Genomic DNA, 16,302 nt, shown 5'->3' on the forward strand with positions numbered 1-16,302 from the left:
GCGACATGAGCACCCATGCACCGACGCCGGCCGGCGCTCATGCCGCAACGGACCCGGGTACGCGCCGGCCCGACCGTTCCCCGGCACGCGGTGGCACCGCCGTCACGACGGCAACCCGGCGTCGCCGCCCCGAGCGCCGTCCTCGCACGACAAGCATCGGTGGCCTGGTCCTCCGTACGCCGTACTGGATCTTCACCGGGGGCCTGGCCGTCATCTTCCTGTTCCCGCTGGCCTGGGCGGCGATCGCCTCCGTGTCGCCGCACGCCGGCACCAACCAGACCGACGGGTGGGGCTTGGGCAACTACCGCACGCTGACCCACTATCAGGCCGGCATCTGGCAGTACCTCGCCAACTCGGCCTTCGTCTCCCTGACCACGGTCTTCCTCACCCTGGCGATCTCCCTGCTGGGCGGGTACGCGTTCGCGCGGTTCAGCTTCCCCGGCAAGAACCTCCTGTTCCTGACCACCCTGGCGATCCTCATGGTCCCCTACGCGACCATGCTGATCCCGCTCTACGTCCTGCTGAACCAGCTCAGCCTGCAGAACTCGCTCATCGGCGTAGCCCTGGTCCTGACGATGTTCCAGCTGCCGTTCTCCACCTTCATGATGCGGATCTCGTTCGAGGCCATCCCCCGCGAGCTGGACGAGGCGGCCCTCGTCGACGGCTGCTCCTCCTGGGCCGCGCTGTGGCGGGTGCTGCTGCCGGCGGTCAAGCCCGGTCTGATCACCGTGGGCCTCTTCGCCTTCCTGACGGCGTGGAACGACTTCATGGCCCCGCTGATTCTGATCAACGACTCGAACAAGTTCACGCTCCCGCTGGCCGTGTCCAACCTGCGCGTCCAGGTGCAGGGAGTCATCGACTACGGCGCCACGGAAGCCGGGGTCGTGGTGCTGGCCCTCCCCTGCATCGTCCTGTTCCTCCTCCTGCAACGCCACTACGTCCGCGGCTTCATGTCCGGCGCCTTCAAAGGATGAACCCCACGATGACGATCACAGATCCCACGACCGGCCGCCGTCGGACCGGGTTCGTCCCCGCCGCCCCCAGGGCCGGACGGCTGCGCCCGCTCGGCCTGGACGAGGTCCGCATCACCGAGGGTTTCTGGGCCGAGCGCCAGTCGGTCAACGGCGAGCGCACCCTGGCGCACATCGGTCACTGGCTCGAGCGGGAGGGCTGGATCAGGAACTTCGAGCTCGCCGCCGCCGGCTCCCTGCCCGACGGCCGGCGCGGGCGCGAGTTCGCCGACTCGGAGATCTACAAGTACCTCGAGGCGCTGGCCTGGGAGATCGGGCGTACCGGTGACGACACGCTGGAGGCCGCCTTCCGGGACGTGGTCGGCCGGATCGCCCCGGCGCAGGAACCCGACGGGTACCTCAACACCAACTTCGGGCGGCCCGGGCAGGCACCACGGTGGTCCGACCTCGAGTGGGGCCACGAGCTGTACTGCCTCGGGCACCTGTTCCAGGCCGCGGTAGCCCGAGCCCGCACGCGACCGGACGGCGGCGACGACCTGCTGGCCATCGCCTGCCGCGCCGCCAACCTGGTCTGCGAGGTCTTCGGCGACGACGGCATCCGGAGCGTGTGCGGACACGCCGAGATCGAGGCCGGGCTCGCGGAGCTGGCACGCGTCACCGGAGAGCAGCGCTACCTGCGGCAGGCCGAGCTGTTCATCGCCCGCCGCGGCACCGGCACGCTGCGCCCCATCGAGTGGGGCCAGCAGTACTTCCAGGACGACATCCCGGTGCGCCGGGCCGAGGTGCTGCGCGGGCACGCCGTCCGGGCCAACTACCTGGCGGCCGGCGCGGTCGACGTCGCCGTCGACACCGGCGACGACGAGCTTCTCTCCGCCCTGGCCACCCAGTGGGACAACACGGTGGCCCGGCGTACCTACCTGACCGGCGGCCAGGGCTCCCACCATCAGGACGAGGCCTTCGGTGAGGACTGGGTGCTCCCACCCGACCGGGCCTACTCGGAGACCTGCGCGAGCATCGCCTCGATCATGTTCAGCTGGCGCCTGCTGTTGGCCTGCGGCGAAACGCGCCACGGCGACCTCATCGAGCGGACGCTCTACAACGTGGTCGCCACGTCCCCCTCGGCGTCCGGCACCGCGTTCTACTACGCCAACACCCTGCACCAGCGCAGTCCTGGGGCCGTACCGGACCCGGACACCGTCTCACTGCGCGCCGAATCCTCCCTCCGGGCGCCCTGGTTCTCGGTCTCCTGCTGCCCGCCCAACGTCGCGCGCACGCTCGCCAGCCTCGACGCGCTGGTCGCCACCGCGGACGCACAGGGCGTCCAGATCCACCAGTTCGCCAGCTGCCGCATCCGGACCCGGCTGGACAACGGGGAACTCGTCGCCCTCGACGTGCAGACCGACTACCCCCGTTCGGGGTCCGTTCGCCTCACCGCCACCCGGGACGCCGCTGCCCCGTGGACCCTCTCGATCCGGGTGCCGCAGTGGGCCGGTGGGGCCCGGCTGACGGTGACCACGGCAGCCGGTGAGGTCAGCACCACGGACGCCGAACCCGGGTGGGTCACCGCGCGTCGGTCCTTCCACACCGGGGACGTGGTCGAGCTGGTCCTGCCGATGCGACCGCGCCTGACCCATCCCGATCCCCGCATCGACGCGGTGCGCGGTCAGGTCGCCGTCGAACGGGGGCCCGAGGTCTACTGCCTCGAATCCATCGACCTGGACGTCGTCAGCAACGGGACCGTCACCGACGTCGCCGACGTCCGGATCGACGCCGGAGCCCGCCTCGACGACCACGACGGCCGACCACGGGTACGTCTCGTGGCGGCGGCGGAACCCGGGCCCGATCTCCCCTGGCCCTACGCCGGGCACTCGCTGGAGCCGGTGCCCTCGAGGGCGTTCGACGTCCCGCTGATCCCGTACCACGACTGGGCCGAGCGGGGACCGTCCACCATGCGCGTGTGGCTGCCCGTCGCCGCGCAACCGAACCCCGGCCCGGGCTCGGAGGAGTCATGACAACACCTACCGAGACCTGCACGGTGGGCGTGGACTTCGGCACGCTGTCCGGTCGCGCCGTGGTGGTGCGCGTGTCCGACGGTGCGGAGCTGGGCTCGGCGGTGTGCGAGTACCCGCACGGCGTGGTGGACACGGTGCTGCCGGGCACGGGTGACAAGCTGCCGCCGGAGTGGGCGCTGCAGGTGCCGGCCGACTACCTGCACGTGCTGCGGACCGCGGTCCCGCAGGCGGTGCGCGCCGCGGGCGTGGACCCGGCCGGCGTCATCGGGATCGCGACGGACTTCACGGCGTGCACGATGGTCCCGACCTTCGCGGACGGGACCCCGTTGTGCGAGACGGCGGAGTTCGCCGCGAACCCGCACGCGTACGTCAAGCTGTGGCGGCACCACGCGGCGCAGAGCCAGGCCGACCGGATCAACGCCCTCGCCGCCGAGCGCGGGGAGCCGTGGCTGGCCCGGTACGGCGGCTTCATCTCCTCTGAGTGGGAGTTCGCCAAGGGCCTTCAGATCCTCGAGGAAGCCCCCGAGGTATACCGCGCGATGGACCGGTTCGTCGAAGCCGCGGACTGGATCGTGTGGCAGCTGTGCGGCCGGTACGTCCGCAACGCGTGCACGGCCGGCTACAAGGGGATCTACCAGGACGGGTCGTACCCGTCCCACGAGTTCCTCGCCGCGCTCAACCCGGACTTCGCCGGGTTCGTGGCGGAGAAGATCGCCCAGCCGATCGGCCAGCTCGGCGAGGCGGCCGGTCGGCTGACCGCCGAGGCCGCGGCGTGGACGGGGCTGACGGAGGGCATCGCGGTGGCGGTGGGCAACGTCGACGCCCACGTCTCCGCTCCCGCCGCGCAGGCGGTGGAGCCGGGCCAGATGGTCGCGATCATGGGCACCTCGACGTGCCACGTGATGAGCGGCGCTGTGCTGCGCGAGATCCCGGGCATGTGCGGTGTCGTGGACGGCGGGATCGTCCCCGGCCTGTGGGGCTACGAGGCCGGTCAGTCGGGTGTCGGCGACATCTTCGGGTGGTTCGTCCGGACCGGCGCGCCGCCGGAGTACCACGCCGCGGCCCGGGAGCAGGGCATCTCGGTACACGAGCACCTCACCAACCTCGCCGCGAAGCAGGCGATCGGCGAGCACGGGCTCATGGCCCTCGACTGGCACAGCGGCAACCGGTCGGTACTCGTCGACCACGAACTCTCCGGCCTCGTCGTCGGCCAGACCCTCGCCACCCGCCCCGAGGACACCTACCGGGCGCTCCTGGAGGCCACGGCATTCGGCGCCCGCACCATCGTCGAGGCGTTCCGCGACGCGGGCGTACCCGTGGCGGAGTTCATCGTCGCCGGCGGCCTGCTCAGGAACCCGTTGCTGATGCAGATCTACGCCGACGTGCTCGGCATGCCCCTGTCGGTGGTGACCTCCGACCAGGGCCCGGCGCTCGGGTCGGCGATCCACGCCGCGGTCGCCGCGGGCGCCTACCCCGACATCCGCCACGCGGCGGCTGCCATGGGCGGCCGCGAGGTGGGCGCCTACCGGCCGGTGGCCGAGAATTCGGCCGCCTACGACGAGCTCTACGCCGAGTACCGCGCGCTGCACGACCACTTCGGCCGGGGCGGCACCGACGTCATGCGGCGGCTCAAGGCGATCCGCAGGAGGGCCCTCCGGTGACCACCACCACGACCGCGGCGGTGCGGCACGCCATCGAGGTGCTGCGCGAGGAGCTGGTCCGGCTGCACGCCGAGCTGACCCGCAACGAGCTGGTGATCTGGACCGCGGGCAACGTCTCGGCCCGGGTGCCGGACGCCGACCTGATGGTGATCAAGCCGTCGGGTGTCTCCTACGACGAACTGTCGGCCGAGACGATGGTCGTCACCGACCTCCAGGGACGTCTGGTGCACGGCGAGCACCAACCGTCATCCGACACCGCGGCACACGCCTACGTCTACCGGCACCTGCCCGAGGTGGGCGGCGTGGTGCACACCCACTCGACCTACGCCACCGCGTGGTGCGCGCGGCGGGAGCCCATCCCGTGCGTGCTCACCATGGTTGCCGACGAGTTCGGCGGTGACATTCCGGTCGGGCCGTTCGCGCTCATCGGCGACGACTCGATCGGCCGCGGAATCGTCGAGACCCTCCGCCACAGCCGCTCGCGGGCCGTGCTCATGGGCGGACACGGCCCGTTCACCATCGGCGCGACTCCGCGCGACGCGGTGAAGGCGGCCGTGCTGCTCGAGGACGTCGCCCGCACCGTCCACATCGCCCAGCAGCTCGGCGTCACGCCGCGACTCGCCCCCGCCGCGATCGACAGTCTCTACGACCGCTATCAGAACGTCTACGGACAGAAGGGAAACGCCGTCCCATGAGCGCGCGCCCCCAGATCTGGTTCCTCACCGGCAGTCAGGGCCTCTACGGCGAGGACGTCCTCGCCCAGGTCGCCCAGCAGTCGAAGGTGATCTCCGACGCCCTCGCGGCCAGCGAGGAGATCGTCGCCGACGTCGTCGCCAAGCCGGTGCTCACCGACGCCGACGCGATCCGCCGGGTCCTGCTCGACGCCAGCAGCGACGACGCGTGCGCCGGCATCATCGCCTGGATGCACACCTTCTCCCCCGCGAAAATGTGGATCTCGGGTCTGGAACGCCTGCAGAAGCCGCTGCTGCACCTGCACACCCAGGCGAACCGCGACCTGCCCTGGCGCACGATCGACATGGACTTCATGAACCTGAACCAGGCCGCACACGGCGACCGCGAGTTCGGCTACATCCAGTCCCGCCTCGGTGTCGTGCGAAAGACCGTGGCCGGCCACGTCTCCGATCCCGACACCGTTGCCGCCGTCGCGGCCTGGGCACGCGCGGCCGTCGGGCTCGCCGAGGTGCGCGGCCTCCGGCTGGTGCGTTTCGGCGACAACATGCGGGGCGTCGCGGTCACCGAGGGCGACAAGGTGGAGGCCGAGCGCCGCTTCGGCGTCTCGGTCAACACCCACGGCGTCAACGACCTCGTCGCCGTCGTCGACGCCGTCACCGACTCCCACGTCGACACCCTCGTCAAGGAGTACGACGAGCTGTACGACGTCAGCCCCGAGCTGCGGGCCGGTGGGGAGCGGCACGAGTCGCTGCGCTACGGCGCCCGGATCGAGCTGGCCCTGCGGCAGTTCCTCACCGAGGGCCGCTACGGGGCGTTCACCACCAACTTCGAGGACCTCGGCGGCCTGCGCCAGCTGCCCGGCCTGGCCGTTCAACGGCTGATGGCCGACGGCTACGGCTTCGGCGGTGAGGGCGACTGGAAAACCTCCGTCCTGCTGCGCACCCTGAAGGTGATGGCCGACGGCCTTCCCGGCGGCACCTCCTTCATGGAGGACTACACCTACCACCTGGAGCCCGGCCGTCAGCTCGTGCTCGGCGCACACATGCTCGAGGTCTGCCCGTCCATCGCCGCCGGCCGGCCCCGCCTCGAGATCCACCCGCTCGGTATCGGCGGCCGCGAGGACCCCGTCCGGCTCGTGTTCGACGCCGCCCCCCGCGAAGGCTTCGTCGTCGGCATGGCCGACATGGGCGACCGCTTCCGCCTCGTGGGCAACGCGATCGACCTCGTCCGGCCGCTCGAGGCACTCCCCGCGCTCCCCGTCGCCCGAGCGGTCTGGGCGCCCCGTCCGGACCTGCGTACCTCGACCACCTCCTGGCTCACCGCCGGAGGCCCCCACCACACCGTGCTCTCCACCGCGCTGACCCGTGAACACCTGGAGGACTTCGCCGAGATGGCGGGCGTCGAGCTCGCCTACATCGACGAGACGACCACAACGCGCGGCTTCGCCCGGGAGCTGAGGTGGAACAACGCCTACCACCGGCTCGCACAGGGTCTCTGACCCTGGCGGTGAAGAGACGCCCTTGCGTCGTCCCTGCTGGACGACCAGAAGCTCGGCGCCGGCATCGCCTGGGCCTCCGGCGAGATCCCCGCCGCCCTCGTCATGATCCTCCTCGTCCGCCGATGGATCGACGCCGACCGGCGGAAGCAACGCCGCCTCGACCGCGCTGCCGACCGCGACGAGGACGACGGCCTGGCCCGCTATGACGCCTTTCTCGCCGCAGCCGGCGAGCAGGACAGCGCAGACCGCAGCCCTGCTGCTGCCGAGCCAGTCCGAAGGGCGGACGTACGGGGGCCCGGATAGGAACGGCCCCTCGGCAGTACCGCCCAGGAACCGAACTCCACCGCCCGATGCGCCGGCCTGGCTCGCCTGCCGGCATGGGGGTGGCCGATGACAGTCTGGTCATCTGCGAGCCGCAGCAGGGTCACGGTGGTCAGAATCGCAGCTATGGACCGACCTGAGCGCCTGTCCGCCGTATTGCTGGCCGGGCTGACCGTTCTGCTGGGTGGGCTCACGCCGGGCGTCGCTCAGGCACACATCGGCGGCCAGCCGATCCCGGATGCCGCTTACTACCGAGCCGAGCTGCATGCCGTCACGCCGGCCCGGCCGGACATCCAGGTGCGGGTCGATCCTGGCGGCGAGTGGATCGAGCTGACGAACAACGGTCCGGACGAGTTGATCGTTCTCGGCTACACGCGGGAACCGTACCTGCGGATCACCGCCACAGCCGTGCAGGAGAACGAACTCTCCCAGACGACGTACCTGAACCGCAGCCTGTTCGCCGACAGCGTGCCCACCGGGCAGGACGGCGGCACGCTGGCTCCGGCCTGGAAGACGACCAGCACGAGCGGCACCAAGCGTTGGCACGACCACCGCATCCACTGGATGGGCCAGGCCCGGCCGCCGGTGGTCGCCGCAGACCCCCGCCATCCCCATCCGATCGGTGACTGGACGGTGCACGCAACGGTCGCCGGTCAGCCGCTGGTGATCACGGGTGACCTGCGCTGGCTGGGAAAGCCGGGCGCGGCGGACGGCAGCCCGGCTCTGCCGTCCTGGCTGCTGTGGCTGATCGAGGGAACGCTGCTACTCGTGCTCCTGCTCGTGGTCCTGCTGATCTACCAACGCCGACGACCTCCACCTGCCGCAGAACAGGCCGCCGAGCACGCGGCCCGGATCACCGTGTGATCTCGCCGCTCCGCGGCGGTTCACGCCAGTACCGGACGCGTCGCACGAGACGGGTCCAGGAAGCCCCTGCCCGGCCGCGCCGCTGAGGTTCACCTACAGAAGGCCGCAACGGCCGAAATCCGTCCGGACGCCGCCCCTGACCACACCGAAGCGGGCTGCCACCCGGGGCCTCGTCATTGATGAACCACGCTCGGCTCGCCCACCATTCTCCAATCAGGCCGCCGGCGTCCCGATCCTCGACATCTCCGGTGTCGCGGCCGACGCCGGCAGCGCCATACTCCTCGCGAGCGCGCCATGGAGCCGCGCGCCGGATGGCGTTCACGGAGCTTGAACAACGATGGCCTTACATACCGCCCACGGTGCCGCCTGACGCGGTCCGCTCCGGCCCAGTCATGCTGCGCCATGCGCGATACAGCCTGATCCCCCGCGACCGGCATGAAATCCACGAGTTCACCGACGCCGTCCGTGCTGAGAAATCTGGTGATCAGGATGGGTCCACGCAGAACTGCCCAGATCGTCTCGGCGTTATCATATTTACCCTCTAACGGGTGAAGCTCTTGTTCCGGCTCGCACCTCTCAAAGCCCACTTCTCAGCGTGTGCGTCTCGAGACGCGGAGCGCAGGTCTGCATGCCGCGAGCCGCCGATTGGCACTCGGCCCGGAGCGGCGCGCCAGGGAGAGTGGGGATCCTGGTGCCGTACTCAGGGAGTTGTGATGCAGGTAGCCGTGGTCACCTTCGACGGGTTCAACGAGCTCGACAGCTTCATCGCTTCGGCGCTGATCAACCGGTGTCGTAAGAACGGCTTGGAAGCCTTCATCACGACGCCGACGCCCGTGGTCACATCGATGAACGGCGTCGAGGTGACCGGGCAGCGCCCGATCGAGTTCGTGACCGACGCCGACGTTGTGCTGATCGGCAGCGGAGTGAAGGCGCGCGAGGTGGTCGCCGACGACCGGCTGATCTCCAGGCTGCTGCTCGATCCGTCGCGACAGCTGATCGGTGCGCAGTGCTCCGGCGCGCTGGTCCTTGCCCGGCTCGGGCTGCTGGATGGCATGCCGGCCTGCACGGACATGAAGAGCCGGCCTTTTGTCGAAGCCTGCGACGTCACAGTGCTGGACGCGCCGTTCCACGCCGAGGGGAACATTGCCACGGCAGGCGGCTGCCTGGCGTCCCAGTATCTCGCCACGTGGGTGATCACCCGGATGCTCGGGGAAGGCGCTGCGCGCGACGTCATCGACTACGTGGCTCCGGTCGGCGAGAACCAGGAGTCCGTCGAGCGCGCCATGCGTGCCGTCCACGCGGGCGAGGTCGCAGTGCGCTGACGCAGCGGGATCATCCTTTCGCGGCCGCCTTCGGTCCTGGCACGATGTCCAGGCGCACTTGAGGGTGCTCCTGCCCGCATCCTCATACCGTGATCGACGCTGAACCGCGCCTTCCCGGGCGGCGGAGCAGGGCGCTGCGCAGGCTCACGCTCGGCGCGGCGACGGCGGCATCTTGCCGGTGACGGGCCGAGCCAACCGTGGATCAGGGAGTTGCCGGGCGCTGCCGGACGAACAGCACCGTCGGGATCACCATAAGGAACAGGACGACGCCACCGACGAGCCAGCCGAGGTGCAGGGCGTCGGTGAAGGCCCGCGGTACGGCCAGGGAAAGCGTGTGTGCCAGCGGGGCCGGGAGCTGACCCGCGCTGCTGTGGTGGGCGGCTCCCCCGACGACCGCTTCGGCCGTGCCGGACGGCACTCCGGCCGACGTGAGCTGCTCGTGCAGGTACTTCGGGAAGCGGGTCGTCGCGAGGGTGCCGAGGATGCTCGGGCCGAGCACGCTACCCAGCTGACGGAACATGTTGACCGAGCCGGCGGCCATGCCGGCCTGGAGCGGCGGCACGCTGTTGACGGCGGCAGCGGTCGAGGGCGCCACGAGCAGCGCCGAGCCGACGCCGGCGACGAAGAGCCCCGGCCACATCACCCCGTACCCACTGTTCGGGCCGACCAGCAGCAGCGCGAGGGCCGCGGCGCCCATGAGGGCGAGCCCCGCAGCGAGCACGGGGGCGATGCCGACCCGGCGGGCCAGGCGTCCGGCGAATGCGCTGACGACGATGTAGGGGACGAACATGGGGAGCAGTTTCACCCCGGTCTCCAGGGCGCTCGCGTGAGCGATCCGCTCCAGGTAAAGGACGGTGAGCAGGCAGATGCCGACGAAGCCGAACATCGTCACGGCGCCGATGGTCATCACGGTCGCGAACGAGGCGTTCTTGAACAGCCGCAGGTCCAGCATGGGGTCGTGGTGGCGGAGTTCGAGCCGGACGAAGGCCGCCAGCGAGACGGCGAAGACTGCGTAAGCCACGACGGTCGGCAGCCGGCCGTAGCCGCTGGCGCCGCCCTGGATGATGGCGTAGGTCGCCGACGCGATGGCGGTCGTGCCCAGCAGCACGCCGGCGGGGTCGAGTCGCCGGGTCGGATGCTTGCTCTCCGCCACGAACAGCGGGGTGAGCACGAGGGCGAGCACCCCGAGGACCAGGTTGGTGAGGTAGACCGCGTGCCAGGAGGCTCGGCCCAGGAGCGCTCCCGCCACCAGAGGGCCGATCGCCAGCCCAAGGCCGGAGCAGCCGGCCCATACGCTGATGGCGCCGGTCCGCTCGTGCTGGTCGGGGAAGGCGTGACTCACGATCGACAGGCTCGACGGCAACACGGCCGCGGCGCCGAGCCCCATCACGGCCTGGGCGGTGATGAGCAGACCCACGTTCGGCGCGGCGACGGCGAAGGCGCTGCCGAGCGTGAACACAGCGACGCCGTAGCAGAAGACCCGCCGCCGCCCCAACAGGTCGCTCAGCGTGCCGGCGGAGAGGACCAGACTCACCACGGCGAGGCTGAAGGCGCTGCTCACCCAGACCAGCGTGCTGGCGGACATGTGCAGGTCGTCCTGGATCGGCGGCAGCGCCGAGATGGTCGACGACACGTTGACGAAGGTCATCATCGCGCCCAGGCAGACGACGAACAGGGCGAACCATCGTCGGCGTCTCTCGATCGTGGGGGCGGGGTGGCGCCCTGCCGCGGTGATAAGCTGGCTATTGGAAAGCATAGCCAGAACGGTAGCACCCCTGGCTATGCAAATGCCTAGCCAGAGGGGTGTGGTAGCCATGACACGGCCAGCAGGGCCGGCCGGGCCCGACACCGACACCATCATCACGTTGACCGGCCGCTTCGCCGATCGCGACGCGTGGCAGGCGGAGGGCTGGTGCCGCATCGAGCACGCGCTGGAGCTGATCGGCACCCGGTCGGCGATGGTCCTCATGCGGGAGATCTATTACGGTGGCCGGCGCTTCGACGAGTTGGCCCGGCGTACCGGCCTGACTGAGGCGGTTGCCGCCAAACGGCTCAAGCAACTGGTCGCCGACGGCCTGCTGCGGCGGCGGCCCTACCAGGAGCCGGGCAAGCGGACCAGGTACGAGTACGTCCCCACCGAGCTGGGCCGAGAGCTCTTCCCCGTGCTCGTCGCCCTGATGCAGTGGGGGGAGCGACTCGGCCGGGAGGGCGGCGTCGAACTCGTGCACGCCGGCTGTGGAAGCCCGCTCGGCGTCGTGGTGAAGTGCGCGCAGGGGCACGAAGTGGCGCCACCCGACACGGCCGCCCGGCTAGTGACGGACGGAAACGGCGCCGACCTCCGGTAACGGCGATCGCCAGCCCCTGCCGCCGGGGTCTGTGCTGACACCATCCCCCCGGATGAGGCGATCCACGGTCGCGGGGACGCCTTGTTGGCAGAGTGAAACCGTGCGGAGCTTCGGTCGACTCCATCTCGCCCGGGGAGAGGGCCCATGCATCGAGGGATTCGTTGGCCTCCTTTGCCATCTGTCTTAGCTTCCGGAACACCTGCTCTTGACAGGCGCTGGGAGTGACCACAGTTCCCTCTTCGTCGGCCACCACGATTTCGCCGGGCCCTTTGCGGACCGCCTCTGCTAGGCGGACGGGGACGGAGCCTCCAGTGGGCGGCCGGCGGCGCGGCGCGCGTCCGCGACGGCGACCCCGAGCAGCACCACCGCGGCGGCGATGGCGGCCAGCAGCGGCGGGGCGAAGAACAGCGGCGGTGCCAGCAGGAGGAGAACGCCGATGCCGACGAGCCGGCGCACGGCGAGCCGGTTGAAGACGATGCGTTCCAGCCGGCTGCGGCCGAACAGGAAGAGCGCCGGCCCGCCGAGGATGACCGCGAGCCAGGCCGGCACGGAGGGCCCCTCGGGATTCGCCAACACGATTTCCGCGCCAGCCGCGGCCAAGGTGATGCCGAGCACCATGAGCAGATGGGCCACGCCGATGATTCCGCCGGCGGCTGCCCGGTTCGTCGACATCTCGACGGCCTCGGCCAGCACCTGGCCAGCGCGGTAGAAGTAGATCCGCCACATCAGCACGGACGACAGGAACGTGACCACCAGGGCCGCCTTCGCGGCGAGCGTGGTGGAGTGGGTGGCGTAGGTGAGGCCGATGGACAGCACCGTCTCGCCGAGCGCGATCAACAACAGTTGCTGGTAGCGCTCGGGCAGGTATCGGCTGCTGGCCGTCGCCCACGCGCTGGTCGGTGGTCGGCCCATGCCGGGTACCGGCCATCTGACCCGCGCCACGACCAGGTCCACGGTGATGGCGATCAACCACAGGGCGAGCCGGAGGTTGCCGCGCACCACCGCCCCGGCGAGCCAGATGACGCCAGTGATGCCGGCCCAGATGGCCAGGCGGGTGTAGAGCGCCCGTACCTGCTCGTGCTTCCGTAACAAAGGCCGGAGCAGCAAGGGGCGTCCGATGTGCAGCACCACGTACACGATGGCGAAGGTGGCGCCGTGTTGCTCAAACTCGTACAGGGACGTCGCCATGATCAGCAGGCCGAACGCGCTGACCAGGACCAGCAGCTGAATCCAGCCGTTGCGGTAGTCGAACCGGCTGGTCAGGTACGCGGTGGTCGTCCACAGCCACAGCAACGGCAGGGCCAGCACAGCCGCGTACAGCAGCGACAGCCAGCGCACACCCACGTCGTCGGAAAGAAGGTCCGGCCCCATCCGGCTAACGACCCCGACCAGAGCGAAGACCAGCACCAGGTCGAAGAACAGCTCCAGGAAGCTGGCCTGCTGGGCGTCCTCCTCGCCGCGCATGATGCCCCCGGTCTGCGCCGGCTCCGATGGTCGCCCCACCCGCCCATGGTCGCCGGAACATCGTCTTGCCCGCACTGATTTCACCCGTTTCATCGAACCGCTTGGTGAAGGCGGTAGACGCTGATGCGAGCCAGGCGCCGATGACACCTACGCGTACCTGTCGAGGTTTGTGGTCCTTGGTCAGGAGTCGTTCGGCGAGCGCGAGAGGGACGAGCAGCTGATGCTCGTCGATCAGGTCTAGCCGGTCGAGCTCGGTCGCGAGCTTGCCGCTTCCGAGGAGGACCCCGGCCGGGGTCGCGTCCTTGAGCCGGTCTCGATGGCGTGGTCGATGTCGACGGCGAGGAGCCGGTGCGGGACGTCCGGTCGGTTGCCGGCGTCCGGGACCAGCCATTCGGCGACCGGATCGCGGGACAGGGCGTCGACGAGCAGTGCGGTGACTGCGGATACGTCGGCCGGGCGCGCCCGGCGTACAGGTGTGGTCATGGCGGGGTTCCGTCCGGTGACCTCGCGCCTGGCGCGTCGCTGCCTAGTGAGCTGCGACTGGCTCAGGAGTATGGACTGAGCCGGACGAGCGTCCGGCAGGCCATCTCCCTGCTCCGCCGGAAGGGCTCGTGATCGTCCAACCCCCGCGCGGCACCTTCGTCTGCAGTACGGAAGCGACCGAGACGGTGAGCCTGCTCAAGGGCGACACCGCCTCAGCCCGGATGCCCACCCCCGCAGAACGCAAGGAGCTGGACGTCGGCGAAGGCGTTCCGGTCCTGTGGTCTTCCGCGCCGACGGATCCCGTGAGCTGTATCCAGCCGACCGCATCCGAGTCGGCCGCTGATCTACGCATCACCAGTCGGTCCCATGGTGCTGGTCCGCCGCCTGGTCGTCGTGCCTCACGTGGTGTCCTGGTCCGAGATTGTCCGCTGGTAATCGCCGGCTTGGCTGCTCCAATGGCTGCTCGTCCGCCCTGTCCCACTCGGCCTCAGCCGATCAGGCCGCTCAGGTCCCGGGTGGTCCTGGGTACCCCAGATGGCTACCGGCCCAGCCGATGCTCCCGGGCGGTTGCTTCCACTCGTTGGCGCGCCGCTTCGAGATCGACAGGTTGGGCCAACGCTTGCGCGCCGCTTGCCGGCTGGCGCCTACCGCTGCCCCAAGCTCGGGATACCCGGCCCCGCACATCGCCGCTTCCTCCGCGCTGGCAGATACGAGGTCGGCGAGGAGCCGACGCATCTGCTCCCCAGCCGCCATGCGGGCCAGGTGAGCCCGCATCCCGTCCTGGCGGCTCCGCTCGTGTTCTGCTCCATGCTGCGCATCCATGCCAGGCGCATTCAGCCGCTGCGCCCAACTAGTGGCGACAGCACTCAGTTCCCGCCGGAGTTCGTGCCGCTCGTCCGACGTCAGTTCCCGCATCATGGGCTCCTTCGCCAATCGCCTCTCACCCAGAATCAGCTCGACAACCAGGGTTGTCAACCCTTGGGTGAACGGTCTCTTGACCTGCATGCCCGCTCGGCGCACCTGGCCCGGACGCCTCGCTTGCAAGGCGTTTCCCGGGAGAGCCGTAGCGTCCGCGGATGTCCACCGGGCCCGGCCCGGAGGCGGCACCCGTCCGCGCTGGTCCGACCTCGGCTGCCACCGTTGATGTCAATGGCTGATGTCAGGTCGCCGCTGCTGCCGCCTTCTCGCTGCCTCGCTGCTGCCCGACGCCTCGATTACAAGTTCTGGGCGCTTGGTCTGCCACGGTCCGTCCGCGTGTGCCACCTCGGGCAGCTGTCCGCCGCCCGCCGTCTATGGCCGCCCTCGTCTCGCCCCGTTGCTGTCGGCTTGGCGGGCCGAGATCCTGATGCTCACCTGGCTTCCAAGTTCATGAAAGCCGAGACGGCGAGCCAGCCGCCGTGAGGCCTCGGGGCGAGCGCGCCATTGCGGTAGTAGTTGGTTCTGAAGTGCCTCTGCCACCGCAGCGGAAGCCACCGCACGGGCCAGCCCACGACCTCGGAAGCGGGAGCTCGTCAGCACGCAGAGGTGAGCGACCGAGCGTGGCCACTGGCGGTAACCCGCCGCAGCTGCCACTCCTGCGCCGTCCCGAACGACGAACACAGGCGACGTGATTTCGTCAATCCCGCTCTCCGCAACGTCGTCCTCGGCGACATCTGCGACCAACCGATCAAGGTCTGGGTGTCCTGGCGGCAAATGGGCCATGTCAGCGTCCCCCGTCGCTGGCTGGAAATCCCGCTCGTCGAGGTATGCCAACGAGGCAGGACCGAGCACATCCACTACGCCGTGATCGCCGCTCCACCGCTCAGCCTCGACGGCCGACCGGAGGGGCCTCCCGGTGAGCGATTCGCGCAAGAACCGGGCGGTAGCAGCGTCCGGCGCGGTGGCGATGCCTGAGCATCCCAACACCACGATGCCGGCCCATGCCGGCGGGCACAGCCGGGACTCGGGAGCGACGACCACCCGCACGCCGTCTGCCGGGAAGCTTGTGGCGACACCAACGAGGCTGACCCAGAGGTCCTGGACGCGGTTCAGCACAGCCGATCGAGCCATCGACGCATCCTCCCCGCCTATCGTCTCGCCGGCCACTGACTTAGCGGCCAACTGAATCCGGCGTACAGGTCGACTCGTCCGTCGCCCACCAGGTCAGCCACTGTCACATCGCGGCTGACCTGTGAACGCGCCTTCGAGGTCTGGCTCTACTTCAAGGCCAATAAGGAAGGCTGGCCCGTGACGGTGGAGTCGTCCTCTGTCGACCGGCCAGGCGGCGAGTGCGGAGTCGTAGACATCGAAGGCCTGAAGTACCACATCTGCCGCGCGAAGCGAGTCCGGCAGCGAGTCGCCATCGTGCCCGCAGAGCAACACCTGATCGCCGCCGCCGTCAACCAATCCATGGGCAGCTCGGACGGCATCACCTGGACATGGGAGTTCGACAACGCGGCGTGGGTTGAGCCGATGATTGAGGATCACTAGCGCGGGCGCGCGCAGCATCCGCTACCCAGCCCGCGACGCGGCTCCGTAAGACCAACCAAAAATGAAGATCGTCTAAGTCGGATGTGTAATACGACTACTACCGGCAGCTCGCCGAGCAGGGCGCGGCGAGGTACGTGGCCGAGTTGACAACCTCATGGGTCAGGTCAGCTCGCTGGAGCAGCAGCTGACCCGCGCGGAG

General features: G+C 69.8%; 16 protein-coding genes. 12 read left to right on the plus strand and 4 right to left on the minus strand.

Annotated elements, in window-relative coordinates; all coding sequences use genetic code 11:
- Nucleotides 1-5 precede the first annotated feature (5 nt).
- The 8 genes from ACQP12_RS21825 (at nucleotide 6) to ACQP12_RS21860 (ending at nucleotide 9,342) form a co-directional block, all read left to right on the plus strand.
- On the plus strand, nucleotides 6-974 hold the full coding sequence (locus ACQP12_RS21825; protein ID WP_433281547.1) for a carbohydrate ABC transporter permease: 969 nt from the start codon (nucleotides 6-8) through the stop codon (nucleotides 972-974).
- A gap of 8 nt (nucleotides 975-982) precedes the next feature.
- Nucleotides 983-2,983, plus strand: coding sequence for a glycoside hydrolase family 127 protein (locus ACQP12_RS21830; RefSeq protein WP_433281549.1), 2,001 nt, complete (start codon nucleotides 983-985; stop codon nucleotides 2,981-2,983).
- Complete coding sequence (gene araB / locus ACQP12_RS21835; protein WP_433281551.1) at nucleotides 2,980-4,644, plus strand: ribulokinase; 1,665 nt, start codon at nucleotides 2,980-2,982, stop codon at nucleotides 4,642-4,644. Before ACQP12_RS21830 ends, araB begins: the two co-directional genes overlap by 4 nt.
- Nucleotides 4,641-5,339 (plus strand): L-ribulose-5-phosphate 4-epimerase, encoded by a 699-nt coding sequence (locus ACQP12_RS21840; RefSeq protein WP_433281553.1) that lies wholly within the window; start codon nucleotides 4,641-4,643, stop codon nucleotides 5,337-5,339. The genes araB and ACQP12_RS21840 overlap by 4 nt, the downstream gene beginning before the upstream one ends.
- Nucleotides 5,336-6,835: an L-arabinose isomerase gene (gene araA, locus ACQP12_RS21845; protein ID WP_433281556.1), complete on the plus strand. Its 1,500-nt coding sequence runs from the start codon at nucleotides 5,336-5,338 to the stop codon at nucleotides 6,833-6,835. Before ACQP12_RS21840 ends, araA begins: the two co-directional genes overlap by 4 nt.
- Before the next feature lie 36 nt (nucleotides 6,836-6,871).
- Nucleotides 6,872-7,138 carry a hypothetical protein gene (locus tag ACQP12_RS21850; protein WP_433289365.1) on the plus strand — a complete coding sequence of 89 codons (267 nt, stop codon included), beginning with the start codon at nucleotides 6,872-6,874 and terminating at the stop codon, nucleotides 7,136-7,138.
- 144 nt (nucleotides 7,139-7,282) lie between these two features.
- Nucleotides 7,283-8,020, plus strand: coding sequence for a hypothetical protein (locus ACQP12_RS21855; RefSeq protein WP_357948398.1), 738 nt, complete (start codon nucleotides 7,283-7,285; stop codon nucleotides 8,018-8,020).
- Between the two features lie 713 nt (nucleotides 8,021-8,733).
- Nucleotides 8,734-9,342 carry a DJ-1/PfpI family protein gene (locus tag ACQP12_RS21860; protein ID WP_357948392.1) on the plus strand — a complete coding sequence of 203 codons (609 nt, stop codon included), beginning with the start codon at nucleotides 8,734-8,736 and terminating at the stop codon, nucleotides 9,340-9,342.
- A gap of 202 nt (nucleotides 9,343-9,544) precedes the next feature.
- On the opposite strand, the gene ACQP12_RS21865 is transcribed toward ACQP12_RS21860, so the two are convergent.
- On the minus strand, nucleotides 9,545-11,098 hold the full coding sequence (locus tag ACQP12_RS21865; protein ID WP_433281559.1) for an MFS transporter: 1,554 nt from the start codon (nucleotides 11,096-11,098) through the stop codon (nucleotides 9,545-9,547).
- 58 nt (nucleotides 11,099-11,156) lie between these two features.
- Here ACQP12_RS21865 and ACQP12_RS21870 point away from each other — a divergent pair, with 58 nt between their 5' ends.
- Entirely contained in the window at nucleotides 11,157-11,687 is a 531-nt protein-coding gene (locus tag ACQP12_RS21870; RefSeq protein WP_433281562.1) for a winged helix-turn-helix transcriptional regulator, read from the plus strand.
- Nucleotides 11,688-11,972: 285 nt separating this feature from the next.
- Here the strand turns inward: ACQP12_RS21870 and ACQP12_RS21875 are convergent, their stop codons facing one another.
- Nucleotides 11,973-13,190 (minus strand): low temperature requirement protein A, encoded by a 1,218-nt coding sequence (locus ACQP12_RS21875; RefSeq protein WP_357948384.1) that lies wholly within the window; start codon nucleotides 13,188-13,190, stop codon nucleotides 11,973-11,975.
- Between the two features lie 309 nt (nucleotides 13,191-13,499).
- On the opposite strand from ACQP12_RS21875, the gene ACQP12_RS21880 reads away from it, so the two are divergent.
- Nucleotides 13,500-13,766, plus strand: coding sequence for a GntR family transcriptional regulator (locus tag ACQP12_RS21880; RefSeq protein WP_433281565.1), 267 nt, complete (start codon nucleotides 13,500-13,502; stop codon nucleotides 13,764-13,766).
- A gap of 372 nt (nucleotides 13,767-14,138) precedes the next feature.
- Here the strand turns inward: ACQP12_RS21880 and ACQP12_RS21885 are convergent, their stop codons facing one another.
- A complete protein-coding gene (locus ACQP12_RS21885; RefSeq protein ID WP_433281567.1) occupies nucleotides 14,139-14,639 on the minus strand; it encodes a hypothetical protein in 501 nt (166 codons plus the stop codon).
- Nucleotides 14,640-14,924: 285 nt separating this feature from the next.
- Complete coding sequence (locus tag ACQP12_RS21890; protein ID WP_433289367.1) at nucleotides 14,925-15,233, minus strand: GNAT family N-acetyltransferase; 309 nt, start codon at nucleotides 15,231-15,233, stop codon at nucleotides 14,925-14,927.
- On the opposite strand from ACQP12_RS21890, the gene ACQP12_RS21895 reads away from it, so the two are divergent.
- Complete coding sequence (locus tag ACQP12_RS21895; RefSeq protein WP_433289579.1) at nucleotides 15,159-15,527, plus strand: hypothetical protein; 369 nt, start codon at nucleotides 15,159-15,161, stop codon at nucleotides 15,525-15,527. The genes ACQP12_RS21890 and ACQP12_RS21895 overlap by 75 nt on opposite strands.
- Before the next feature lie 333 nt (nucleotides 15,528-15,860).
- Nucleotides 15,861-16,103, plus strand: coding sequence for a hypothetical protein (locus ACQP12_RS21900; RefSeq protein WP_433281569.1), 243 nt, complete (start codon nucleotides 15,861-15,863; stop codon nucleotides 16,101-16,103).
- Nucleotides 16,104-16,302 lie beyond the last annotated feature (199 nt).

This window comes from Micromonospora sp. CA-244673, assembly GCF_050948395.1.
Lineage (GTDB): Bacteria > Actinomycetota > Actinomycetes > Mycobacteriales > Micromonosporaceae > Micromonospora.